Origin of the sequence: Clostridium sp. HBUAS56017 (assembly GCF_007115085.1) — a bacterium.
In the GTDB taxonomy this organism is placed as follows: domain Bacteria; phylum Bacillota; class Clostridia; order Clostridiales; family Clostridiaceae; genus Clostridium; species Clostridium cibarium.
In genome coordinates this window covers 139702-163013 of sequence record NZ_SULK01000008.1, presented here as the reverse complement: position 1 = coordinate 163013, position 23312 = coordinate 139702, and the positions used below count along the sequence as shown (strand labels likewise).

28 protein-coding genes are annotated in these 23312 nt (G+C 30.4%); all 28 read right to left on the bottom strand.

Annotation, left to right across the window (positions count from 1 at the left end; all coding sequences use genetic code 11):
* Positions 1-218 precede the first annotated feature (218 nt).
* Positions 219-1037: a flagellin gene (locus FAY47_RS09210; protein WP_143316415.1), complete on the bottom strand. Its 819-nt coding sequence runs from the start codon at positions 1035-1037 to the stop codon at positions 219-221.
* Between the two features lie 300 nt (positions 1038-1337).
* Positions 1338-1664: a hypothetical protein gene (locus tag FAY47_RS09205; RefSeq protein WP_143316414.1), complete on the bottom strand. Its 327-nt coding sequence runs from the start codon at positions 1662-1664 to the stop codon at positions 1338-1340.
* A complete protein-coding gene (gene fliD, locus FAY47_RS09200) occupies positions 1661-3205 on the bottom strand; it encodes a flagellar filament capping protein FliD (RefSeq protein WP_143316413.1) in 1545 nt (514 codons plus the stop codon). The genes FAY47_RS09205 and fliD overlap by 4 nt, the downstream gene beginning before the upstream one ends.
* Before the next feature lie 41 nt (positions 3206-3246).
* A complete protein-coding gene (fliS, locus tag FAY47_RS09195) occupies positions 3247-3630 on the bottom strand; it encodes a flagellar export chaperone FliS (protein WP_143316412.1) in 384 nt (127 codons plus the stop codon).
* A gap of 10 nt (positions 3631-3640) precedes the next feature.
* Positions 3641-3934: a hypothetical protein gene (locus FAY47_RS09190; RefSeq protein WP_143316411.1), complete on the bottom strand. Its 294-nt coding sequence runs from the start codon at positions 3932-3934 to the stop codon at positions 3641-3643.
* 9 nt (positions 3935-3943) lie between these two features.
* Positions 3944-4297, bottom strand: coding sequence for a flagellar protein FlaG (locus tag FAY47_RS09185; protein ID WP_143316410.1), 354 nt, complete (start codon positions 4295-4297; stop codon positions 3944-3946).
* 12 nt (positions 4298-4309) lie between these two features.
* The gene (csrA, locus tag FAY47_RS09180; RefSeq protein ID WP_143316409.1) at positions 4310-4525 is read right to left on the bottom strand and encodes a carbon storage regulator CsrA; all 216 of its coding nucleotides are present in this window, start codon (positions 4523-4525) and stop codon (positions 4310-4312) included.
* 5 nt (positions 4526-4530) lie between these two features.
* The gene (fliW, locus tag FAY47_RS09175; RefSeq protein WP_143316408.1) at positions 4531-4908 is read right to left on the bottom strand and encodes a flagellar assembly protein FliW; all 378 of its coding nucleotides are present in this window, start codon (positions 4906-4908) and stop codon (positions 4531-4533) included.
* Between the two features lie 14 nt (positions 4909-4922).
* Positions 4923-5915 carry a flagellar hook-associated protein FlgL gene (gene flgL, locus FAY47_RS09170; RefSeq protein ID WP_143316407.1) on the bottom strand — a complete coding sequence of 331 codons (993 nt, stop codon included), beginning with the start codon at positions 5913-5915 and terminating at the stop codon, positions 4923-4925.
* 25 nt (positions 5916-5940) lie between these two features.
* On the bottom strand, positions 5941-7767 hold the full coding sequence (flgK, locus tag FAY47_RS09165) for a flagellar hook-associated protein FlgK (protein ID WP_143316406.1): 1827 nt from the start codon (positions 7765-7767) through the stop codon (positions 5941-5943).
* A gap of 11 nt (positions 7768-7778) precedes the next feature.
* The gene (gene flgN / locus FAY47_RS09160; protein WP_143316405.1) at positions 7779-8189 is read right to left on the bottom strand and encodes a flagellar export chaperone FlgN; all 411 of its coding nucleotides are present in this window, start codon (positions 8187-8189) and stop codon (positions 7779-7781) included.
* Positions 8189-8467, bottom strand: a complete 279-nt coding sequence (locus tag FAY47_RS09155; protein ID WP_143316404.1) for a flagellar biosynthesis anti-sigma factor FlgM — start codon at positions 8465-8467, stop codon at positions 8189-8191. The genes flgN and FAY47_RS09155 overlap by 1 nt, the downstream gene beginning before the upstream one ends.
* A 222-nt stretch (positions 8468-8689) precedes the next feature.
* The gene (fliY, locus tag FAY47_RS09150; RefSeq protein WP_143316403.1) at positions 8690-9811 is read right to left on the bottom strand and encodes a flagellar motor switch phosphatase FliY; all 1122 of its coding nucleotides are present in this window, start codon (positions 9809-9811) and stop codon (positions 8690-8692) included.
* Positions 9804-10799, bottom strand: a complete 996-nt coding sequence (gene fliM / locus FAY47_RS09145; RefSeq protein ID WP_143316402.1) for a flagellar motor switch protein FliM — start codon at positions 10797-10799, stop codon at positions 9804-9806. The genes fliY and fliM overlap by 8 nt, the downstream gene beginning before the upstream one ends.
* Positions 10800-10820: 21 nt before the next feature.
* Positions 10821-11216: a chemotaxis protein CheW gene (locus FAY47_RS09140; protein ID WP_143316401.1), complete on the bottom strand. Its 396-nt coding sequence runs from the start codon at positions 11214-11216 to the stop codon at positions 10821-10823.
* Positions 11217-11245: 29 nt separating this feature from the next.
* On the bottom strand, positions 11246-11608 hold the full coding sequence (locus FAY47_RS09135) for a response regulator (RefSeq protein ID WP_143316400.1): 363 nt from the start codon (positions 11606-11608) through the stop codon (positions 11246-11248).
* An 18-nt stretch (positions 11609-11626) separates the two neighbouring features.
* Positions 11627-12226 carry a chemotaxis protein CheC gene (locus FAY47_RS09130; RefSeq protein ID WP_143316399.1) on the bottom strand — a complete coding sequence of 200 codons (600 nt, stop codon included), beginning with the start codon at positions 12224-12226 and terminating at the stop codon, positions 11627-11629.
* A 29-nt stretch (positions 12227-12255) separates the two neighbouring features.
* Positions 12256-14271: a chemotaxis protein CheA gene (locus FAY47_RS09125; RefSeq protein ID WP_143316398.1), complete on the bottom strand. Its 2016-nt coding sequence runs from the start codon at positions 14269-14271 to the stop codon at positions 12256-12258.
* Positions 14272-14283: 12 nt separating this feature from the next.
* Complete coding sequence (locus FAY47_RS09120) at positions 14284-15051, bottom strand: protein-glutamate O-methyltransferase CheR (protein WP_143316397.1); 768 nt, start codon at positions 15049-15051, stop codon at positions 14284-14286.
* Between the two features lie 8 nt (positions 15052-15059).
* Positions 15060-16094: a chemotaxis response regulator protein-glutamate methylesterase gene (locus FAY47_RS09115; protein WP_143316396.1), complete on the bottom strand. Its 1035-nt coding sequence runs from the start codon at positions 16092-16094 to the stop codon at positions 15060-15062.
* A gap of 12 nt (positions 16095-16106) precedes the next feature.
* Positions 16107-16589 (bottom strand): chemotaxis protein CheD, encoded by a 483-nt coding sequence (locus tag FAY47_RS09110; RefSeq protein WP_143316395.1) that lies wholly within the window; start codon positions 16587-16589, stop codon positions 16107-16109.
* A 14-nt stretch (positions 16590-16603) separates the two neighbouring features.
* On the bottom strand, positions 16604-17062 hold the full coding sequence (locus tag FAY47_RS09105; protein ID WP_143316394.1) for a chemotaxis protein CheW: 459 nt from the start codon (positions 17060-17062) through the stop codon (positions 16604-16606).
* An 11-nt stretch (positions 17063-17073) separates the two neighbouring features.
* A complete protein-coding gene (locus tag FAY47_RS09100; RefSeq protein WP_143316393.1) occupies positions 17074-19017 on the bottom strand; it encodes a FapA family protein in 1944 nt (647 codons plus the stop codon).
* Positions 19018-19117: 100 nt separating this feature from the next.
* Positions 19118-19915: an aminotransferase class IV gene (locus FAY47_RS09095; RefSeq protein ID WP_143316392.1), complete on the bottom strand. Its 798-nt coding sequence runs from the start codon at positions 19913-19915 to the stop codon at positions 19118-19120.
* Between the two features lie 18 nt (positions 19916-19933).
* The gene (locus FAY47_RS09090; protein ID WP_143316391.1) at positions 19934-20572 is read right to left on the bottom strand and encodes an HAD-IB family hydrolase; all 639 of its coding nucleotides are present in this window, start codon (positions 20570-20572) and stop codon (positions 19934-19936) included.
* A gap of 106 nt (positions 20573-20678) precedes the next feature.
* Positions 20679-21875 carry a pyridoxal phosphate-dependent aminotransferase gene (locus FAY47_RS09085; protein WP_143316390.1) on the bottom strand — a complete coding sequence of 399 codons (1197 nt, stop codon included), beginning with the start codon at positions 21873-21875 and terminating at the stop codon, positions 20679-20681.
* Positions 21876-21891: 16 nt separating this feature from the next.
* Complete coding sequence (locus FAY47_RS09080) at positions 21892-22713, bottom strand: PHP domain-containing protein (protein WP_143316389.1); 822 nt, start codon at positions 22711-22713, stop codon at positions 21892-21894.
* Positions 22714-22833: 120 nt separating this feature from the next.
* The gene (locus FAY47_RS09075) at positions 22834-23181 is read right to left on the bottom strand and encodes a DUF1292 domain-containing protein (protein WP_143316388.1); all 348 of its coding nucleotides are present in this window, start codon (positions 23179-23181) and stop codon (positions 22834-22836) included.
* Positions 23182-23312: the final 131 nt, after the last annotated feature.

Below are 23312 nucleotides of genomic sequence, written 5' to 3'. Positions count from 1 at the left end.
AAAATTCCATATTACATGTTATTTTTATGCATTCACCCAAATAATATATTACACTAAACTTTTTTCTAATTAATTACTAGAATTACATTCATATAAAAAGAAAATCTAGTGTACTCATCTTTACACTAGATTGAAAAAGGAGAACTCAAATTTATGAATTCTCCTTCTTGTGAGCTACTACTTTTAATAAAGCTCAAAACTATTGTTTGTGTTCTACACTATCTTAATAATTGAAGAACATTTTGTGGTTGTTGATTAGCTTGAGCAAGCATTGCTTGAGCAGCTTGTTGAAGGATGTTATTCTTAGAATATGACATCATTTCCTTAGCCATATCAACGTCTCTTACTCTACTTTCAGCAGCTTGTAAGTTTTCTGAAGCATTGTCAACGTTAGCTATTGTATGTTCTAATCTGTTTTGAACAGCTCCTAACTTAGATCTTTCTGTTGATACCTTTTCTATAGCTATATCAATTGTAGAAATTGCAGCTGTAGCAGATCCTTGAGTAGACATTTGAGCGCTTATTGCACTTACTCCTAATGAATCAGAAGTCATGCTTGAGAATGTTACTGATATAGTTTGTCCACTATTTGCACCAACTTGTAATGTTACTGGAGTAGAAGTATCACTAAATAAAGTCTTAGTGTTGAATTCTGTTTGAGTAGCTATTCTTGATATTTCTTGTTGTAAAGCATCAACTTCAGCTGCGATAGAATCTCTATCTTTAGTAACATTAGTATCATTTGATGCTTGTACTGATAATTCTCTCATTCTTTGAAGAATGTTATGAGTCTCATTTAAAGCACCTTCTGCAGTTTGAACCATTGAAACACCATCTTGAGAGTTTCTTGAAGCTTGATCTAATCCTCTTATTTGAGATCTCATCTTTTCAGAAATTGAAAGACCTGCAGCGTCATCTCCAGCTCTATTAATTCTTAAACCTGAGCTTAATTTTTCCATTGATTTCCCAGCATTAGTATTGTTTGCTGCCATATTTCTATGAGCATTCATAGCATTCATATTGTGATTAATTATCATTTTAAATTCCTCCTTGATTTTAGAAACTTGACATCCCTGTCATAATTTTATTTTCTCTTAAGAGATATTGGTTAACCTTACAATATATTACTCGTCTAGTTTCTCCAATACTTTATACCTTTTTTAGAAAATTTTATTTTTTATACTTTAAAATTATATTATGGGTAAATTTTTCTAGTACATTTCTTTAATGATCTCATCTTAAAGTGTTAAGATTTTAAATAAAAATTCTTAAAATAAAACAACTTTCTATAATATTTTTATATTATAGAAAGTTGTTCTTATACTTGTCTTACATATTTAAACTTTTCTTACAAATAAATTTCCACGCCTCATACTAGACGTATAACTAGTATGTGCCGCTCTCGTATTTTTAAGTTTTTGTATACTTTCCTTAACTTGCATCATCTCTAGCTTAATAGTCTTCTCAAGTTCAGTATCCATTTCTTTCAATGCCAAACTATCATAAACTCTTTTTTTTTCTTCCTTAGATATATTAAGCTTCTCAATTTCATTTACTATAGATGCACGTTCTTCCATAAGTTTTTCAACATCATTATCAGCTTTAATATCATTTATAATTTTAAAAGTTACTTCTTTATAACTTTCAAACAACTCTTCTATCATGCAGATGTTCCAAATGCAGAAGATAATTGAGCCATTTGAGCATTATAACTATTCATTGCTTTTTCCAAAGATGCATACTTGCTATAGAATTTTTGTTCTCTCTCTGCTAAATCTTTTGTCATTGTTTTTATTTTCTTTTCATAATCCGATATACTTTTGCTCAAAGTATTTTGAGAAAAGTCAGAATCGCTTTTCCCTGCTTTTTTTATCAAAGCTGATTTAGTTATAGAAACAGTTTGATCATAAACAATATTCTTTAGCCTATTAATAATCCCTGTTTTGCTTGTCTTTTCAGAATCTGGAGTTCCATCTGGTGGAGTTTGAATAAATAAATTCATAACTTTATCAGGATTTTCCTCTAATGCTTTTGTTAATTCTTCTTCATTAACTTCAAACATACCATTCTTTGTAGTATAATCTTTAATAGGTTTAATTCCAATTTTTTCAAGAGTAGTTCCACTATCTATAACCGAATTACCAATAGCATTTTTCATATCATTAACAAGTTTTGAAACATCACTATCTCTACTTAATTGACCTTGTTCAACTTTTTTATTCCAAAGTGTTATTTCATTTTCTTTCATTTCTTTCTTTTGATCGTCTGTTAAAGGTAAGTAATCCCTATTTCGCTTTTCATTAACTAACTTATTCATATTCTGAACCATAGTATTATAGTCATTAAAGAATTTTATTATCTTTTCTTTTGCTGCAGTAACATCTGTTTTACCTACTAGCGTTACAGTTCCACTTGCAGCCGTAGTATCAGTAAAAGTAAACTTGATTCCTTCAACTGTTGCTGTATTTCCATTAGCTACTTGAGCAGTTGGATCTATAGTTGGATCACCATATTTTATCGTTCCTTTAGAACTTGTTATGGTTGCTTCTAAATTAGACCCTTTTGATGATGTTTTAGATATACTTCCTGCTATTGTAAACTGATTTGTATTTGTCCCAATTTTGCTACCAGCACTAGTAGATTCAATATAAACCCCACCAGCAATATCTGAATATGTAGCCTTTAGCCCAAGAGAACTTAGCTGATCATTTAAAGTTGATGCTATAAGTCTATTTTTATCTTCAGCTACATATGTTGTATTATCTAAAATAGATGATAAATCAACTGTTACATCTTTTCCATTATAAGAAAATGTTAATGATTTAGTCGTAGTGGTATCAAAATCCCCTACCTTAATTGTTGTATTCGCAGTTGTCGCAAGTTTTGTAACATCTACCTTATAATTATCCTTAATGGCAGTACTATCTAAAGCCTTTGCAGTAGCTACAGTACTGTTAGTTGAATCAAAAGTTGTTGTAATGTAGTTCTTAGTTGAAAGTAATGTGTCTGATTTGGCAATATTAAGATATTTATCATAAAGATCTGATCCTTGAGAAATAATATCTCTATATAATTTTTGCCTTATCTCCAAAATCTCTTTATTTTGTTTCACGCTATCAACTTTAGCTTTATATGGTTTCATAGAATTAGTTACTAACTCATCTACATTTAATCCACTTGCTAATCCTGTAACTCTTGTCGTCATATAATCCTCTCCTTACATCTTATTTATATTTTAATTAAATTTTATTGACCTGACGCTTTTGCCTTTTCATAAACTTCATACCATAAATCCCTTATCTCTTGGATTAATGGAATTATTTCTCTTAATAAATTAATATCTTTCTTAATATTAACTTCTACTAACTTTTCATTAATAAATCTATATACTTTAAAAAGTTGCTTCGCCCAATCTCCTGCATCAACATCTAAACTTGCCATTAATTCAACAAATATATCTTGTGTCTTTATTAAACTTTCATGAGTTTTTTTTATGTTATTCTCTAATAAAGCAAGTTCTGCTCTTTTAGAAAACTTTACAGCTCCATCCAATATCATTAAAAGCAATTGATCTTTTGATGCGTAATTTACACTATTATTTTTATAAACATTATACCCATTGGAATACATATGCACCCTCCTATTTTACCTTGTTAATAAAAATTCCAACTGAATCTTCACTAAAACTATCTTGAGATTTATCAGCACTTATTTCTATTTTTTCTCCTTTGTATTTTACTCCATCTACTGTAATATATTTTTTAGTTTTACTTTTGTTTTGCTTATTATTTTTTTCTTGGCCATCTTCTTTGACTGATTTTCTTACTCTTGTATCAATAACATTATCTTTTTTGCGGTGCACTTTATTTGCTTTAACGGCTTCCACCATTTCTTTTCTAACACTTATATCAAATAAATTTAATTTATATGGCATAAAACTTACCTAAACAGTTTTATCAAAAACAATACCGTTAAGCTCGCACATCTTCGCAACCATATTAAGGATCTTTTCAGGTGGTACTTCCATTACTACTTCATCTGTTCTATCATCAATAATCTTTATCATAATTGTTTTAAATTTTTTATGAACTGAGTATTCGGCGTGTGTATTATCATGCTGAAGGAATTTATTTAATTTATTAACAGCATCTTTTACTTCTGCTTCATCATGAACTTTTTTTTCATCACCCTGAGCTTTATCCATTGCAACATCCTTGTTCCCTTGGAATTCTTCTACACTATTAGCTTCACCATTAAGGTTAGTTTGTCCTCCATGACCTATAACCTTTATATCCATTAAAATTCACCTCTATTTCTTTAAACTTCTTAAGAAATTCAAATCTATTTTAGCTGACTCAATATTTTCTTTTCCTATTTCATCGTATAATTCTTTTCTTAATATAGTCATTTCCTTTGGTGCATTTATTGCAAGCTTCACACTTCCATCCGAAACTTTAGATACAGATATTTCAATACCATCTCCAATTACTATTGATTCTCCTTCTTTTCTTGTTATAACTAACACTTCAATCACCCCTTAATAATAGGATGCTTTATTTTATAAACTTCATTCTCTAAAATTATCTGCTGCCCTATTTTTTTCTTAATGTTCAGAACGATAGGAGCTCTTAAATTAGTAGTCATTTTTCTAACATCAGAATTAATATTAACTGTTGTGTACAGTGCTATTTCATTTTCTGATTCTGCCTCTAATTCTTTTATTTGTTCTTCTGCTAGATTAACTTCATAATCAGTACAAAATTCAAAAGGTGAAATAACCACTAATCCCAAATCCTTATTATCAGTGGATTGAAGTAACTTATATGGTTCCATGCCTTCTATATCTTGCAATTCATAATTCTTATATTCCTCAAGCCCCAAAAGCCCATTTTTAAAAACTATTTTCATTTTTTAGCCTCTCTTTATAGATAATCTAGGATAGTTTTTGGTAATACTTGTGCACTAACTTGTAATGCTGCTTGGTACGTTGTTTGCGCCATACTAAATTGAATAGTTTTTTCGGTTACATCTATATCTTCTGTTTTTGATAATATATTTGTCATATTAAAGTTTTCATCTTCATTTTTAGTTTGAGCAGACTCCATTCTATTTTGTTTTGCTCCAACCTCAGATCTTAGTTTAAGTACATTTGTTAACACATCATCTATTGATGCCAAATTTTCACCGATTACCTTTGACCTATCAAATGAATTATTAGATACTAAATTATTTTGAATATCTGATAAAAGGTTCATTACATTAACATTCTGCCCTTTCTCATTTTTAAAGTTTAACACTTCCATAGCATTAACATTATACTTCATAGTTACTGATTGGGAAATTTCAACAGATAGTGTACCATTGATATTATCTAGCTTATTCTGGGTATATAAATCACTACTATTTAAATCCAACTTAGTTCCTTCTTGATCCACAAGTGAAATATCGTAGTTACCTGTAACATCATTCTTTTTTGCATCTACAGGCTTAGACGAAACCTTAGTTCCTCCAAATATATATTTCCCATCAAAATTAGTATTAAGAACTTGAGTTAATTCAGACACTCTTTCCTTTATTTCTTCATTAATGGCCTTACTTTGATCACTTCCATAAGCAGCATTCCCTGAAGAAACCATTAGTTCTCTAACCCTTTGCAAGACGTTTGTTACCTGAAATAGTGAATCATCTGTAGTGTCTAGCCAATTTATTGTATCTTTAATATTGGCATTATATTGTTCATTTGTATTCATATCAGATGTTAATTGCATACTTCTAGCAGCCCTAAAAGGATCATCAGAAACTTTATTTATTGCTTTACCTGTCGCCAACTGATTATTTATAGTATCTAAATTCTTAAGATTTTTTCCCATATCTCTTAAGTAATTATTTGCCATCATTCTATTTGTAACTCTCATGTTTTCACTTCCTTCTTAACTTTCTCTATTTCATAAGACCGTTTATTACAACATCTAACAATTCGCTAATTGTAGATATTACCTTTGCATTTGCACTATAAGCATGTTGATATTGTATTAAATTAGTCATTTCTTCATCTAACGATACTCCTGACACTTCATCTCTTCTATTTTCAAGCTCACCAACTGATTGTTCTTTATTGGTAACATTTCTGTTTGCTTCTTGAGCACTAACCCCTAGTCTATCTAATGTGTCATGAAAATATGATGCAAATTTTGTACCACTTGTATCATTTTTTATAGTCATTCCGTAATTTGTAAATAGCACTCCACTTTTTGAGTAATCAAACATATCACTTCTAGATTTAATTGTTACTCCAAAATCTTGTATTCTTATTAGAGAATCTCTAAGCTGTGCAATAGCTAACGCTCTTGCCCCATCTCCTTCTCCGTCTACTGTATTATCTGAAGTATATCCAAAAGCACTATCATGTGTCTTTGTTTTAATTTTCATAACATCTTTAATTACCTCTTGGTTTACAGTTATGTTCTTTGCTGATATCTTGCTTTCCCCTTCTAAAGTTGAATCAATATTTATAATATTGCCATCGCTGTCATACTTAGCTACATTTTTATTAACAAAGAAAGGTACCCTATCCTTATCTGGATTTTCACCGTTTAAAGGATCTGGCATACCACTATGAATTGCATTTACTGAAAACGCAATTGACATAGCTAGCTTATCCAACTGATCCATATAATCAGTTAAATCCTTTTGTACTGATATATTACCTGATACTTCTCCAGACTCTGGTTTAAATGTCATCAATTGTCCAGCATTAATTATTTCTCCATCTTTAATTGGGAAACCGTCGGATTTTGTAGCTTGTCCATGTGCATTTCCCCATAATATTCTAGTAGCCTTTATATCCTTAACTTGATCTCCTGTTAAGCCTGTTACCTTAATTGTTTGTTTATTATCCTCTGATGTTGTATCACCCATTTTATAATAAGTAATAATATGAGTATTAGGTTGTGCTGGATCTTCTTCAATTGATGTAATATATGAGAATCTTGCTGAATCTGAATTTGGAGAAGCATTTATAAGCTTAGAATTCACCATAGCTCCTGATTCAGATGGTTTTACATCTATACCATCAAAAGCTTTTTGTTCTACTGTTACACCAAACTTGCTACTTAATTCATCTAAAAGCTTGTCTCTACTATCCATAAGATCATTAGGTGCTTGACCTGTTGTTCGTACACTTATTATCTCTGTATTTAATTTATCAATTTGATTTAACAAACTATTAACATCAGTGACAGAAGTTTTTAGTTGTTGTTGAGCATTACCTTCTAATTGTTCTAACTGCGTATATGCATGATTTAGGGCATCAGTTAATGCTTGAGTTTGTTGTCCAACAACAGTTCTAGCATTCGAGCTTTGTGGTTGCTTTGATAATTCTTGAAAGGAATCAAAGAACTTACCTATTAAAGTTGAAATTCCTGTATCTGATGGTTCATTAAATACACCTTCAACTTGAGATAAGACTTGACTTCTTATATTAGCATTACCAAGAACACTTTTTTCTCCTCTAACTTGATAGTCCAAAAATGTATCTCTTACTCTCTCAATCGCCTTAACTTGGGCTCCTGTTCCTATTTGACCTGCTTGAACTATATCCCCTCTTGAATTTCCACCCATAGGTCTATTAGTTACTATATCAGCTCTTTGTCTTGAATACCCAACAGTATTTGAATTTGAAATATTATGTGATGTTACATCAATAGTCTTCTGACTGACTGATAAACCACTTTTACCTACATTGAATGTAGAAAATAATCCTGACATTATTCACCCTCCTACTTTGACAAACTTCCATATGAGTTATAAGTTTTTATTTCTCTCTTTGGATTTATTATATTTAAAATTTGTGCATTAAAACTAATTTGTTGCTTTATTAACAACTCATTTGTATCTTTTTGCTGTCTTACAGATTCAATAATTTTCTTTGTTTCTCTATAAGCTAAACTTAAATCTTTATCATTACTATTATTAATAATATCTTGCATTTTTTCATTTCCAACAAGTTGTCTCCTATTTACTTCTTGTTTGGCTATCTCTTTATTACTTAATTTTATCTTCTCTACAATATCCTCTAATGCAAAAACATCTTTTTTCATAATATAATTATATTGCTCTTCTAATAAGACTAATAAATCTTCTAATGTTTTCTTTTCCATTAACATTATTTCTGTTAACTCTTTTACCATTAAACTCTTCTCCCTTTAATTACGTCTATAATACTTTGAGCAGTTAATTTAGCATCTACATTATATGTGCCTTTTTCTATCTTACTTTTTAGTTCAGCAACCTTTTTTCTATTATCAACATCTACATCATCAAAAGCATAGTTATTTAAGCTCTTTCCAATTTTAGATATCTCAATAGTATCTTTTCTATTAATTGTTTTTTCTTTTTCAACTATTCTATTGCTGTTCTTGTTATATATGTTTATAACATTATGAGATCCAATTCCCTTAACATTCATTTTTTTTCCTCCATATTTTATGACTATAATTTATTATCGTATATAAAAGACTTTAGTTTAGTAAATTTTTTAAATTCTTTTAACAAAAGTCATCGTTATATATTACTATATTTCCTTAACACTTAAAACAACAAATAGTTATTTAAAATAATATAGAAATTAACATTGATTAAAAATAAAAATGCTATCTCATCATTTTGAGACAGCATTTCTATTTTCTAATTATTTTAGTGATTTTATTCTATCACTACTACTTACTATACTTGTAATTCTAACTCCGAAGTTTTCATCTACAACAACAACTTCTCCAAAGGCTATCCTCTTTCCATTAACAAGTATTTCTACTGGTTCTTCTGCCAATCTGTCAAGTTCAATTAAAGATCCTGTTCCAAGACTTAAAATATCTTTAATGCTCTTTCTTGTTCTTCCAAGCACAACAGATATATCTAATGGAACATCTAAAATTAAATCTATATTTTGATGTGATCCTGAAGCACCTTCATGACCAAGAGGTTCAAAACTTGCCTGATGCACTTCTACTGGTGCAGCCGGTCTTTCAACTATTGGCTTACTTTCAACTACTTGTTGCACTGGCTCAGCCTGTGCTGGCCTTTCTTGAGCCCTAGACTCAGAACTGCTTGCAGGTGCTTCATTAGCTTCTTCTTTACCCATCATAATTGATACAATCTTCTTTGCAGTCTCAACAGGTAAAATTTGCATAATATTACTATCAACAAGATCTCCAATTGTTAAGTTAAAATTAACCCTTACAATTTTATCATCTCCAGGAATCTCATCTGATAATTCTTCTGTTTTATCGCTCCAAACTCTTGAAACTGGTGGTGAAATATCTACTTTCCTTGAAAACATTGTAGCCATTGAAGTAGCTGCCGAACCTATCATTTGGTTCATAGCTTCCGAAACAGCACTAATCTCCAACTCAGTTAATTCATGACTCTCTGGTTTTCCATCTCCACCCATCATAAGATTTGCAATTACAGCTGCATCATCAGTTCTAATGACTAGAATATTCCTACCTACAATCCCTTCTCTATACTCTACATCTAATACTATGTTAGGGATCTCGAAAGCATCCTTCATTTCATTTAACGTAGTAACAGTTACAACGGGAGTTGTTATATTAACCTTTTGATTAATTATTTGATAAAGAGCTGTTGAAGCAGAGCCCATTGAAATGTTCCCTATCTCCCCCAACAAATCTTTTTCTATATCTGTTAATCCTTCTTCATTTGCACTCTTATCTTCGTTTGCTGACCCATTATTATTGTCTCCACCACCTAGTAGTGAATCAATCTCATCTTGAGATAAAAATCCATTACTCATACTCGTTCACATCCTTATCTATCATATCTAATATAGCAACTCCAACATTCTTCCCTATAACACCAGGTTTAGCATAATAATATTCTTCATCTTCAATATATACTTTAATTGGATTTTTATACTTAGTATCTAATTTTATTATATCTCCACTACCTAGTTTTAAGAAATCATCAATGCTGATACTTGTTTTCCCAAGTTCAGCAGCTACACCTATTTCTACAGGGTTTAATCCTTTTTCTAACTTTTGTTTTGATTCTTCCATCAATTCAACATCTTCATTTTGGAACCAATATTGTACTACTAACTTATCTAATACTTTTTCTAGCGACAAATATGGTATACATAAATTTATAAACGTATTACTTTTACCCAGTTCTACAGAAAAAGTTATTAACGCTACAGGTTCATTGGGTGCTAATGTCTGATTAATAGCAGGATTAGTTTCAATGCCTTCAACTTCTGGTTCAACATCTAAAATCCCTTCCCATGCTAACTTTAAATTATTAATAAGTCCTGTTGTAACTTGTAACATTATATTTTTATCAATGTCAGAAAACTCTTTACTTACTGTTGGTCTATCACCAGTTCCACCTAAAAGAATATCTATAATCTGAAATGAAAATTGCGGATTTGTTTCAAATTGTATAGTTCCTGTTAAAGGTGGCATCTTGAACATTGTCATTATTGTTGGATTTGGCACAGAGTGTATAAATTCCTCATAAGTTATCTGTTCTACAGTCTCAATTTTAGCCTTAACATTAACCCTTACTTGTGCTGTAAGATAATTTGAAATAATTCTCGCAAAATTATCATGAATTAACTCAAGTGTTCTTATATGATCTTTGGAAAACTTTTGTGGGCTTCTAAAATCATAGACTTTAACCTTGTGTCTTTCTTCTTCTTTGGGCACTTGTTCAGGCTCTAATTCTCCTGTAGATAAGGCAGATAACAATGCATCTATTTCACTCTGGGACAAAACATCTGCCATACTTCTCCCTCTTTTCTATATTTAATTTAAAAGTTTGTCTATATCTATAATTGTTAATAGCTTACCCTCATAGTTAATTATTCCTCTTATATAAGAACTAACTTGGTCAGTATCCATCTTTTGTATTGTTTTTTCATCAATATCTAGTACTTCTTCAACCTCATCAACTGAAATACCTATTTCTTCATCTTCTACTGTTAAAATTATTATACTTTGTTGCTCTTCAGTTGAATTTACATCCAATAACAGGTTTATATCAACTAATGACTTTATACTTCCTCTTAAGTTAATTAAACCTTTTATATAACTTGGAGCTTTAGGAACTGATGTAATCCCCATCATATCATTAATACTTTGAACTTTGTCAGTTTCCACTGCAAAATGTTCATCTCCTAGCTTAAATACTACAATTTGCATTTAGCACGCCTCCTATACCAGATTACCTCTTATGCACCAAGTACCTTATTTATCGCTTCAAGAACTCTATCAGCTTGGAAAGGCTTTACTATAAAATCTTTAGCCCCTGCTTTAATAGCATCCATTACCATAGATTGTTGTCCCATAGCTGAACACATTACAACTTTTGCACTTGGGTCAAATTCTTTTATTGCCTTTACAGCTTCAATACCATCCATATCAGGCATTGTAATATCCATTGTTACTACATCTGGTTTTTCTTTCTTGTATAGGTCAACAGCAATTAACCCATTACTTGCTTCTCCTACGATTTCAAAATTGTTCTTTTCAAGAATATCTTTAATCATCATTCTCATAAACGCTGCGTCATCAACTATTAATACCTTTGCCATTTTCTACTACCTCCAAAATTAATTTAAGCCTATAGTTTTTAAAATTTTATCAATTGAACCTGGAACAGGAATATAGAAAAAATGTGCTCCTATATTGTCACTATTCTCATTCAAAAATATTGTTTCTATATCAAGGATATACTCATCGTATTGTCCAGATTCTACAAATGTTGTTGCCAGTATTGCACTTAACATATCATATGTTACTGCTGGAACTGAAGCTATTGCACTTAACCCAGTGAACTGAGATATAGCATTCATATATGCTCCTGAAAGAATATTTCCAATCTCACATAAAACCGAATTTCCAAGTTCTGAAAATTCTTTTTCTGCCATTCCTGTTAATAACTCAATAACATTTAATGCAACCTCTTTTTCAAAAATAATCAATATACTACCAGGTATATCTCCAAGAACTCTTACAACTATACCTGCTACTTCTTGCTCGCCAACACTATCTAATAACTGAGTAAATTCGATCATATTTACTGCTGGTACTGTCATATCAATTTTCTTGCCTAGCATCATCGAAAGAGCAGTCGCCGCATTTCCAGTTCCAATATTCGACACTTCCCTCAAAGCATCCATTTGCATACTAGTAAATTGACTTTGTTCCATAAATTCCTCCTACATAAATTATATTATACCTATATAAGTGCTCCTACATCAAGTATTAATGTAACTAATCCATTACCTAATATTGTAGCACCAATATATTCATTAAGAGATTTCAATGTTTTTCCTAATGGTTTTATTACTATTTCTTGTTGTCCAAGTAAAGAATCTACCAATAATCCAACAGTTTTATCTCCTACATTAACTATTATTACAAACTTTTTATCACTTTCTTCAGCTTGTATATCAAGTCTTTCATTTAATCTAACTAAAGGAATTACGTCATCTCTATACACTATTACTTCTTTTCCATTAGTTCTCTTTATTTTATCTTCCTTATAATCAATTACTCTATCTATAAAGCCAAGAGAAATTGCTAAAGTTTCCTCTCCTACATTAACAAGTAATGCTTGTATAATTTGAAGAGTTAATGGCAATTGAATAACGAATGTTGATCCTTTACCTTCTTCGCTTATTAATTCTACAGTACCCCCAAGTGCAGAAATTTTTGTCTTAACAACATCCATTCCTACTCCTCTACCAGAAATATCTGTAACTACTTCATTTGTACTAAAGCCTTGTGCAAATATTAAATTTTTAATATCATTATCGCTTAGTCCTTCAGTATTAATACCAACCTTCTCTGCCTTAGCTTTTACTTTAGCAACATTAATGCCAGCACCATCATCAATAACCTTAATTAACGCCTTTGTACCTTCTTGATAAGCAACTAGTTTAACAGTTCCAACAGGATTTTTACCTGCAGCAATTCTTTCTTCCTTAGATTCAACTCCATGGTCAGCTGCATTTCTCAATAAATGTATTAATGGTTCTCCAATCTCATCAATAACTGTTCTATCAAGTTCAGTATCAGCACCTTCAATTATAAAGTTAATCTCTTTATTTAGTTCAACCGAAACATCTCTGATCATTCTTGGGAATCTATTAAATACAGTATCTAGAGGAAGCATTCTAATTTTCATTACAAGATCTTGAAGATCTGTTGTAGTTCTTCCTACTTGTTCTAAAGTTTCTGACAACTCAGGAGATTTATAGTTTAGAACAATTTGCTCTAACCTAGTTCTGTAAATAACAAGTTCTGATACCATATTCATAAGCTTGTCTATTCTTTCCAAATCAACCCTTACTGATTGATGTGCTTTCTTATGACCTTCCTTTTTTGATGCAGCTTTCTTAACAGGTTTATTTTCTTTTGGTTTTTGTTCAATGTTTTTTGGCTCTACAGTCTTTTCTTCTTCAACAACTTCTGCCTTAACTTCTTCTTGGAAAGGTACAGTTTCAACAGCTACTTGCCTCACTTCTGAAATGCCTTCTACTAATGTTTTAACTTCCTCTTCAGTATTATTAGTAATTAAAACAAACGCTAATTCTAAATCAAACTCTTCATTTTCTATGTCTTGTGTTTCTGGTATTGACTTAACAATCTCTCCAATTTCCTCAAGATCTTTAACTATTAAAAATGCTCTTGCTGATTTTAATAGAGTATTTTCACTTAAACTTATTTTAAGCTTTATAGCATTATATCCTTTTTCTTGCGCTTGTTTAATTATTGATATATCATATTCATTCAATTCAATAATACTTGAGTTTTCTGATTTAACTTCTGTATTCTCAACTATTTCAGCTTCCTTAATTTCATTACTCTCTTCATTTTGAGATATACTGTTTAATGCTTTTATTATTGGCTCTATGTCTACTTGCTCATCAATACCTTCTTCTACATTTGTTACCATTTTTTCAAGAGTATCTAAGCAATCAAATAACACTGTAACAACTTCTTGTGTTACCTTTAACTCACCTTCTCTAAATTTTGATAATACATCTTCCATTTTGTGAGTTAATTCTGCTATATCACTAAATCCCATTGTAGCTGCCATACCTTTAATGGTATGTGCCACCCTAAATATTTCATTTAATTTATCAACATCATTTGGATCTTGCTCTAAATCAAGAAGTGATTCATTCAATGTTTGTAAATTTTCCATCGATTCTTCTAAAAACATAGTCATATATTGAGATGTGTCCATTAAAATTCCTCCTTAAAGTTTTCTATAAATAAAAGTAGAAGCTTTTTCAAATCCATATTCTTTATAATTATAAATACTCTCTGTTGCTCCCACAAATAGCAAACCACCTTTTTTTAAAGATTCACTAAATTTTCTATAAATTTGATTTTTTATATCATTATTAAAATAAATAACAACATTTCTACATACAATTAAGTCAAAATCTTTTTCGTAATTTCCTAGTATCAAATCATGTTTTTTAAATGTAACCATAGATTTAATATTATCGTTAATTTTGTACTTATCATCAATCTTAGTAAAATAATCATCTAAGTCTTTTGGAGTAACATTTTTAACTTCTGCTTGCACATATTCTCCAATCTTAGCTTTATTTAATATTGTGCTATCTATATCTGTAGCTATGATGTTGTGCCGTTTATTTTTACTTATCTTATCTAATATAATACCTATTGTATATGGCTCACATCCTATAGAACATGCCGCACTCCATATTCTAAGTTGATTTCCTTTTGGTAAAATTTCTCTTACTAAAGTCTTCTCTAGCTCCTGAAATAATTCTGGATTTCTAAAGAACTCTGTTACATTTATCGTAATAAAATCCAAAAACCTTTGTTTTTGTTCTACATCTTTTTTTATTAAGGAGGTATACTCATCTAGAGAATGAACTCCAACTCGACCCATCAAACTATTTATCCTTCTATGTAACTGCTCTGGTTTATATGCTGAAAGATCAATTCCAAGCTCTCGATGTACCCATTTATGAAACTCGTCAAAATTCATGTTCTCAATTATCTCCCTTTTACTAAACTATTTATTTTATTTGCTATTTCTTGTAATTCTAAAACCATATCTACCTTTCCTGTTTCATATGCAGCTCGTGGCATTCCATATATGGTACATGTAGACTCGTCTTCAGAAATTGTTATTCCACCATTATCTTTTATAATCTCAGTTCCACTTGCTCCATCTCTTCCCATACCAGTTAAAATAACAGAAAGCAAATTACCACCATATACTTTTACTGCTGATTCAAACAACTTGTCAACAGCAGGTCTAACTCCCCATATAGCTGGTTCTTCATTTAACCATATTCTGTTATCTTTACCTATGGTCATATGATATCCACCTTGAGCTATATAAATTGTATTATTTTCAACTAACATACCATGAGATGCTTCTAAAGTTCTTAATTTACATATGCCATTTAGCCTATCTGCAAAAGCTTTTGTAAACCCCCTTGGCATATGCTGAACAACAAAAATTGGCACTCCAATATCGGAATTTATTTCTGTCAACACCTTCTGAAGTGCTTTTGGTCCTCCAGTTGATGCTCCAACTACTATGGCCTTAATTGAACTTCTAGTATTTCTAATAAGTGGTACAACAGACTCAATCGATTTTCTAATATAAGTATTCTTTTCTCCTTGTTTAGCTATTGTTAGTACCTTTTCAATCAAAGTCTTGTTAAATTTAATATCATTTGTAAGACTGGTAGAAGGCTTTTCTATAAAATCAGTGGCACCCAATTCTAAACATTCTAGTGTATGTACAGAATTTTGTCTTGTTAAACTGCTTAACATAATAACCGGGCACTTAATTTTATATTGTTTTAACGCCTTTAATGTCTCTACCCCATTCATCACAGGCATCTCCACATCTAAAGTAATTATATCTGGTTTATATCTATCAAACTGCTCAACAAGATCTTTTCCATTTCTAAACTTTGCTATAACTTCTATCTCTATATGAGAATTCAAACAATCTGATATTATTTTTCTCATAAAAGCAGAATCATCAACTATTGCTACCTTAACTTTCGCCACGTCAACCACTCCTTATAGGGTAACTACACCTTGTCCTACTATCTTTAATGTTACAATACCATCATTCGAATCCACAATCATAGTCCTACCTTTATTTCCCCCTGTGTCTTCTGCAATTATTGGTATAGCTTCTTTATCTAGTGCTACTTTTACTGATTCAGCGTTTCGTTTACCTATATCGCTTACCATACTTTTATCTGAAAAGTTAAACATCGATGCTCCTCCAGCTATTTTTGCCACTAAATTTCTCTTATTACATCCTTTCTCCTCCATCTTTTTTACCAAAATTGGAATTGCTAAGTCTGCAAACTTTAGTGGTTGAGGAACATTTTTAAACTGAGTACTATCTGGCAACATTATGTGTGCTAGTCCTGCTATTTTAAGCATTCTATCATATAATGCTATACCTATACAAGACCCTAGGCCTATCGTCATAATTTTACCAGGAGGCATCACCAGATTCAAATCTGCTATCCCAACTTTTATTTCACCCATGTATTATGTTCCCCCTAAAAAATCAATTCTTCTTCTTCATCCGATAAAATCTTATCTAGATTTAAAAGAATTACTATTTTATCGTTCAATTTTATTAATCCCTCAATATAATTTTTCGAAGCAGATGCTGTTATTGCAGGTGGTTCTTCAAATAAACTATTGCTTACATCGGATACCTCGTAAACTGTATCTACAATAACCCCAAATTTCTTATCATTTCGTTTGACAACAATAATCTTTTTTTGATCTTGTTCTGATTGATTTTTAATTATTGGGAAATTAAATTTTTTGCTAAGATTAAGTATTGGCAGTATATTATTTTCATAATTTATTACACCCTCAACAAAATCAGGCACATCTGGCATCTCTGTAGACTCAATATATCCTAATATTCTTTCTACATCGCCAATATCAGTAGCATAATGTTCTCCATTTAAACTAAAGATAAGTATTTTCATTTCTTTTCCTTCCATAGTTTGTCCTCCTAAAGTACAAATTTATCTACTACTACTTCACCTTGTTCATCAAGATATGCTTTTATTTGTTTCGATGCTGTTTCTAAAGTATATTTTCTTTCTCCAAAAACAAACACAGTATTTGGATATGCTATATCTGCAGTTATAACTCCACCTTTTCCCACCTTTAATGTAGTAGTAACTCCTGCAGTACTTCCAACTACTTTTGCTTTAATTTCTTTTCCAGCACTTAAAACTCCACCTCTTGCTATAGCACCATCAGATAAGAATTCAATATTTCCTTCTGCAACTAATTCTGAGACATATTGACCCTTTCCTGTAATATATATAGTTCCTGATGCTTTAACCTTAGTATCTTGACTATAATTTAAATAAATATCCACAGGATGAGATATTTTCATTTTAAGAGGTTTTAATTCCTTATCTATACACTCTATTAATTCGTACAATTCACCAAAATACTTTATACCTAAAGGTCCAGAACCTATAATCTTTTCTCTCAATATCCTTTTAATTTTATCTATCCAATTGCCCTCAAGCACAGTGTTTTTCAATAATTCAGAGGCTTTTTTAGGTATATCTTTAAATTTTGTTTCTAATAAAAGTTTTATTATTTCTCCATCAGGCTTATCATCACTTACTATATGACGCCTCTTCACTTCTTCAAGAGATGCTACTAGTAGCTCTATATCCTTTTTAAATTCCTCAAGCATTGATATTGAACTTTGAAGATTCAAGTCCTTAACTCCTGCAATTATCTCTGAACCAAGTGCACTTCCCTTTACATGAATTTCCCCCTGAGATATTATTTTTGCCGCTTCAACATTTTTTCCTACTTCAACGCTATTTCCTGCTTCTACTTTCATTCCATCTTTAATGCTTCCTGCAATCTTTACATCTCCAACAAAAGTTATATTTCCACTTGCCATATCAACATCTTTTGCTGTTTCAAACATTTTATTTACATAAAACACTCCGCTCTTTACAGTTGGACGTCCTTCCATTGTAGATATTATTTTGTTATCTTCAAGTTTGCATCCATCTCCTGCAACAATTTGCAAAGTTTTTTTACTTTTCTTTTTTATCTCCACTCCAAATATATTCATTCCATTATGACCTACTTTTCCTTCAACCAGTTCTGCAATAACTTGGTTAATTCCTACATTAGCCATAGAATAAAGATTTCTATAATCAATTTTTTCTTTGGAGCTCTCATCTACATTTCTCTTTGTGTTATCAAACTTAATATCTATTCTGTCTTCCTCGTCATGAACAACAGGGAGTCCTTTAGCTACAACTTCATCCTTAACAATAGCCTTCATAGATATTTCATTGATTTTTTCATCAATTATTCCATAAATAACACCTTTACTTCTAAGAGCTTCTTTTATTTCATCTTTAGTATATAAAGGTGGCATTTTCCCATCAGCAATAACTCCTGATATTTTCACCTTATTCCCTATTATTTTGCAGTATGCTTCTTTTACTTCTTCTGGAATATATTCAATATCAACAGTAGCCATTGTTCTATCATTATCTAAATGAATATTCAAGCTTCTTCTAGCGTTTACTTTTTCGCCTTCATATCTAAGTTCATCATTATATGCTACTTCAACAGGAGAACTTACTTCTTTACCATTAACAAACAACTTTATTCCATTTTCAAATTCTATTTCAATTGTAGAACCTTCTTCTATGTCTAATAAAATTTTATCTTCTTTTACAATAATATTATTAGCCTTCTCATTAGTAACTGCAAAATTTTCAGTATCATTTACTACATCTTCTTCATTTTCTTCATCAACATGTACTTTTATTATACATTTCTTTTTGAAAAAGCCTTTTTCTTCTTTTATTACTTCATAATCAAGTTTGTCTCTTAGTATGGATAATTCTTTTTCAGCCTTTTTTAGACATTCTTCTAAACTTTTTTCAGAATAATTATAATCCATTTAAACTTCTCTCCTTACCCCTTAAGTATATCATATATGATATACTATTGTAATATATAGAAAATCAATATTATATCATTTATATTAGTTTTTTATTATATCATTTTACACAACTTTCTATTTCTTCTAAAAATAACGCCATAATCGCTCTCATCAACTCATTGTTCACATTAAATTTTGTATCATCTACCATATTTATAGGCAATACATTAGGTGATGTCCCTGAAATAAACATAGCATCGAATTCCCCTATTTTTTCTGCATTTATATTTTCTTCAAACACTTCTATTCCATTTTTCTTCGCTACTTTAATAATCTCTGTTCTGGTAACTCCAGGCAAAACAGATTCCACCTTAGATGTATATAGGCAACTATTTTTTATTAAAAATATATTTGACCTACTTCCCTCAGTTATTAAATTATTTCTATCTACTAATATAGCCTCATATGCATTTTTCTTTTTAATTTCTGTATTGACTTTTTCTCTAAAACTATTATTTATAATCTTCGCATTCGGATTATCCCTTTCTCCATAATATAATATAGTTTCAACTCCAATTCTGTACATCTTGTTAGTCGGATATGAATGTGGTATAAAAAACAACCTAACATTTCCACTTTTCATATTATATGTTACTTTCACATTTCCTTCTTGAGCCTTATTTACATCTACTAATTTCCTAATTAACTCTCTTAACTCTAATTCCTCCACATATAAATTTCCTTCTGCCAAACGACATGAGTTAACCATTCGCCTATAATGTTCCTCATAAAATAAAGGTTTACAATTTATGATACGTATTACTTCATAAATTAATCCCTTACTTTCCTCATCTATCCATTCATCTACGGTTTTAATTTGTTTTCCTTCAATAAAAAATTCTTTTGTAACTTCCATACCCCTATATTCCCCTCCTTACTTCCAGTTTAATACTTCAATATCATGTTTCTTTTTATAGTTTATTAAATATGGATGACCAACTAAATCAAATAGCGGTTTATCTGATAATGAATCCGAAAACATATATGATTCTTTAAAGTCAACCTTTGTATTTTCCTTTTTTAAGACTTCCATCAACCTCTTAACTTTTTCTTCTCCCTTGCAGTTTTCTCCATCCATACTTCGTACAAACTTTCCTTTACTAAAACCAAACCTAGTTCCTATTATCTTATCTACCTCTTTAATAGCATATAATTCGTTTAAATAAAACTCTGGAGAAGCTGAGATTAAATATATGTCATATCCTTCACTTTTCAATTTTTTCATCATAGTTAATGAATCTTCATATATTATTTTACTTAATCTATTCTTGTAAAATCTTTTCATTAACTTTTTAAATTCTTCCTCATCAAAGTTTTCCAAAAATTTAAGAAAACTTTCTTTTACTCTTTTTTCATCATATATTTTTCCCAAATACATAAATCCACTAAACAGAGCTCTTGGTAAATATTTAATATTTTTCTTATTTTCTTTAATACTATATATATATAACTCCATTAAAGTTTCTTTTTTTGTTATTGTATAATCCACATCAAATATTGCTAGTTTTTTCACAGTCTTCCTCCCACTATTATATAAGATTATTATATTACAATTATAACAATAAATAAATCATAATATAATAAAGCGAAGATGTATTTTACACTCTTCGCTTTCTTCATTACTTTTTAATTTTTTCTATAAACTTCTCAATTCTATCTAATCCTTTTTTTATTATGTCCATTGAAGTTGCATAAGAAAGCCTTACATAACTATCAGCCCCAAATCCAGCTCCTGGGACTACTGCTACTTTTTCTTGATCTAGAAGCAAATCAGAAAATTCTACAGAGCCATTAATGACCTTACCATTTATTGACCTACCAAAGAATTTCTCTATATTCATCATTACATAAAATGCTCCTGAAGGTTCTATACATGAAATATCTTTCATTTTAGATATCCTTTCCAACATATAGTTTCTCCTTTTTTCAAATTCTAATACCATATTTTTTTGATCATCTTCAGGACCGTTTAAGGCTGCAACAGCTGCATACTGAGTTATAGAATTAGCATTTGATGATATATGACTTTGTATACTTGCCATTAACTTTGAAATTTTTTTATCTGCGGCAACATACCCTAGTCTCCAACCAGTCATAGCATAAGCCTTTGATAATCCATTTATAACTATAGTTCTTTTATAACTATCCTCTGAAATACTCGCAATACTTACATGTTTTTCTTTACCATATATTAATTTTTCATATATTTCATCAGATATAATTATTAGGCCTTTATCCTCTGCAAACTTTGCAATTACTTCTAACTCTTTTTTAGAGTATACTGTTCCTGTAGGATTATTAGGACTATTTATAATTATTGCTTTTGTTTTATTTGTCACATATTTATCTAACAACTCTAAATTAAATTTATAATTGCTTTCCCTATCAGTTTCTACAATAACAGGAATACCATCAGCTAATTTGATTAATTCAGGATAACTAACCCAATATGGAGATGAAACTAACACCTCATCTCCTGGATTCAAAATTGCCATAAACGCATTAGCTAAGCATTGTTTCGCCCCTGTTGATACAACAATTTGTTCAGGAGTATAGCTTAAATCATTATCCACTTTAAATTTATTGCATATTGCTTTTCTTAATTCAAGTATTCCTGGTGTAGGAGTATATTTTGTCTTTCCTTCCTCCATTGCTTTTATTGCAGCCTCAATTATATGCTTAGGTGTATTAAAATCGGGTTCCCCAACTCCAAAGCTTACTACATCAACTCCTGCATCAGATAACTCCTTTGCTTTTGTTGTAATTCCTAAAGTAATTGACGGAGTTATATTTTCCGCCTTCTTTGAATATCCCATTTTTATTCCTCCATTATCACTTTTGTTTTATATTTATTATCTTATCTAATAATAACTCAGATATTCCCTGACTCCCAAGTGAACAATCACCATTCTTAACCCCATGAAAATCACTTCCACCTGTAATCAGTAATTTATATTTTTTGCTTAAATTATAAAAATAATTTATCTGCTCCTTAGAATGGCTTGGATGATATACTTCTAATCCTTTCAATCCATAACACTTTAATTCTTTTATTATCTTTTCAACTTCAATACTTCTATAAATCTTCCCTGGATGTGCAAGAACTGCTATGCCACCACATTCTTCTATCAATTTTATAATCTCTTTATAACTTTGTTTCTTGCCTTGTACATATGCAATTTTACCTTGCATAAGATACTTCGTAAAAGCTTCTTTAAAGTTGCTAACATAACCTTTCTTCACCATCTCTTTTGCTATGTTTCCTCTTCCCAATGAGAAGTCGCCATCTTTTATCAAATCATCAATATCTATAAATATATCTTTATCCTTTAATATATTTATAATATCTTTTGCTCTTTCTATCCTTGCATCTCTTAATTTATATATAGCCTCAGATAATTTTGGATTTTCTATATCTATACGATATCCTAAAATGTGTATTTCCAAATCATTGTACTCAGTACTAAATTCTATACCTGGTATAACAATTAATTCCGATTTTCTTTCTTTAACTATATATTGTGAAGCTATGGTATCATGGTCTGTTATCGAAATGCATTTCACCCCTCTTTCTTTAGCCATTTTAACTATTTCCTCAGGGCATAAGCATCCATCTGAATACGAAGAATGAATATGTAAATCAGCATATTTCATTTTTTACACCTTCCTTGCCATATATAAAGAATATAGCATTATTATGGTATAATGTAAATCTTACATGTTCATTTTTCTATCTATTTTTTACAAAAAAAGAGTGGCAAAACCACTCTTTTATTATTTCTCTACTAATTCTTCGTTATAATAAGTAGCAACTCTATTAAATTCTTCTTCATCCGGTACTACTAATTCATCATTCTCAGATTTAAACATATATACTGAATCATCCTCTGGATGTTGAGCTAATACATATTCATTACCTTCATATTCAAAAGCATCTATTATAGGGCATGATACAACATTCCCATTGTCATCTTCTAAATCAATAACAAAGTTTTCTTCATCATGATCGTGTCCACATCCACACCCTTCATGACTATGTTCATGATTATGTCCGCATCCACAACCTTCGTGCTCATGTTCATGATTATGTCCGCATCCACACTTCTTTTCGTCCTTATCCATCTTCTTACCTCCTAAAATTTTAGTATCATTCTCATTGTACCCTTATTTAACCAAAATTAAAAGTAATATTTACTTTTAATTTTCAAACTACAATTTTTCCAATTATATAACTAATTTTATAGTTATATAAA

Bases quoted from the DNA above. Each gene is read 5' to 3' on its own strand.
- FAY47_RS09210 (WP_143316415.1), bottom strand. From the start codon at position 1,037: ATGATAATTAATCACAATATGAATGCTATGAATGCTCATAGAAATATG.
- FAY47_RS09205 (WP_143316414.1), bottom strand. From the start codon at position 1,664: ATGATAGAAGAGTTGTTTGAAAGTTATAAAGAAGTAACTTTTAAAATT.
- fliD (WP_143316413.1), bottom strand. From the start codon at position 3,205: ATGACGACAAGAGTTACAGGATTAGCAAGTGGATTAAATGTAGATGAG.
- fliS (WP_143316412.1), bottom strand. From the start codon at position 3,630: ATGTATTCCAATGGGTATAATGTTTATAAAAATAATAGTGTAAATTAC.
- FAY47_RS09190 (WP_143316411.1), bottom strand. From the start codon at position 3,934: ATGCCATATAAATTAAATTTATTTGATATAAGTGTTAGAAAAGAAATG.
- FAY47_RS09185 (WP_143316410.1), bottom strand. From the start codon at position 4,297: ATGGATATAAAGGTTATAGGTCATGGAGGACAAACTAACCTTAATGGT.
- fliW (WP_143316408.1), bottom strand. From the start codon at position 4,908: ATGAAAATAGTTTTTAAAAATGGGCTTTTGGGGCTTGAGGAATATAAG.
- flgL (WP_143316407.1), bottom strand. From the start codon at position 5,915: ATGAGAGTTACAAATAGAATGATGGCAAATAATTACTTAAGAGATATG.
- flgK (WP_143316406.1), bottom strand. From the start codon at position 7,767: ATGTCAGGATTATTTTCTACATTCAATGTAGGTAAAAGTGGTTTATCA.
- flgN (WP_143316405.1), bottom strand. From the start codon at position 8,189: ATGGTAAAAGAGTTAACAGAAATAATGTTAATGGAAAAGAAAACATTA.
- FAY47_RS09155 (WP_143316404.1), bottom strand. From the start codon at position 8,467: ATGAATGTTAAGGGAATTGGATCTCATAATGTTATAAACATATATAAC.
- fliY (WP_143316403.1), bottom strand. From the start codon at position 9,811: ATGAGTAATGGATTTTTATCTCAAGATGAGATTGATTCACTACTAGGT.
- fliM (WP_143316402.1), bottom strand. From the start codon at position 10,799: ATGGCAGATGTTTTGTCCCAGAGTGAAATAGATGCATTGTTATCTGCC.
- FAY47_RS09140 (WP_143316401.1), bottom strand. From the start codon at position 11,216: ATGCAAATTGTAGTATTTAAGCTAGGAGATGAACATTTTGCAGTGGAA.
- FAY47_RS09135 (WP_143316400.1), bottom strand. From the start codon at position 11,608: ATGGCAAAGGTATTAATAGTTGATGACGCAGCGTTTATGAGAATGATG.
- FAY47_RS09130 (WP_143316399.1), bottom strand. From the start codon at position 12,226: ATGGAACAAAGTCAATTTACTAGTATGCAAATGGATGCTTTGAGGGAA.
- FAY47_RS09125 (WP_143316398.1), bottom strand. From the start codon at position 14,271: ATGGACACATCTCAATATATGACTATGTTTTTAGAAGAATCGATGGAA.
- FAY47_RS09120 (WP_143316397.1), bottom strand. From the start codon at position 15,051: ATGAATTTTGACGAGTTTCATAAATGGGTACATCGAGAGCTTGGAATT.
- FAY47_RS09110 (WP_143316395.1), bottom strand. From the start codon at position 16,589: ATGGGTGAAATAAAAGTTGGGATAGCAGATTTGAATCTGGTGATGCCT.
- FAY47_RS09105 (WP_143316394.1), bottom strand. From the start codon at position 17,062: ATGGAAGGAAAAGAAATGAAAATACTTATCTTTAGTTTAAATGGAGAA.
- FAY47_RS09100 (WP_143316393.1), bottom strand. From the start codon at position 19,017: ATGGATTATAATTATTCTGAAAAAAGTTTAGAAGAATGTCTAAAAAAG.
- FAY47_RS09095 (WP_143316392.1), bottom strand. From the start codon at position 19,915: ATGGAAGTTACAAAAGAATTTTTTATTGAAGGAAAACAAATTAAAACC.
- FAY47_RS09085 (WP_143316390.1), bottom strand. From the start codon at position 21,875: ATGGGATATTCAAAGAAGGCGGAAAATATAACTCCGTCAATTACTTTA.
- FAY47_RS09080 (WP_143316389.1), bottom strand. From the start codon at position 22,713: ATGAAATATGCTGATTTACATATTCATTCTTCGTATTCAGATGGATGC.
- FAY47_RS09075 (WP_143316388.1), bottom strand. From the start codon at position 23,181: ATGGATAAGGACGAAAAGAAGTGTGGATGCGGACATAATCATGAACAT.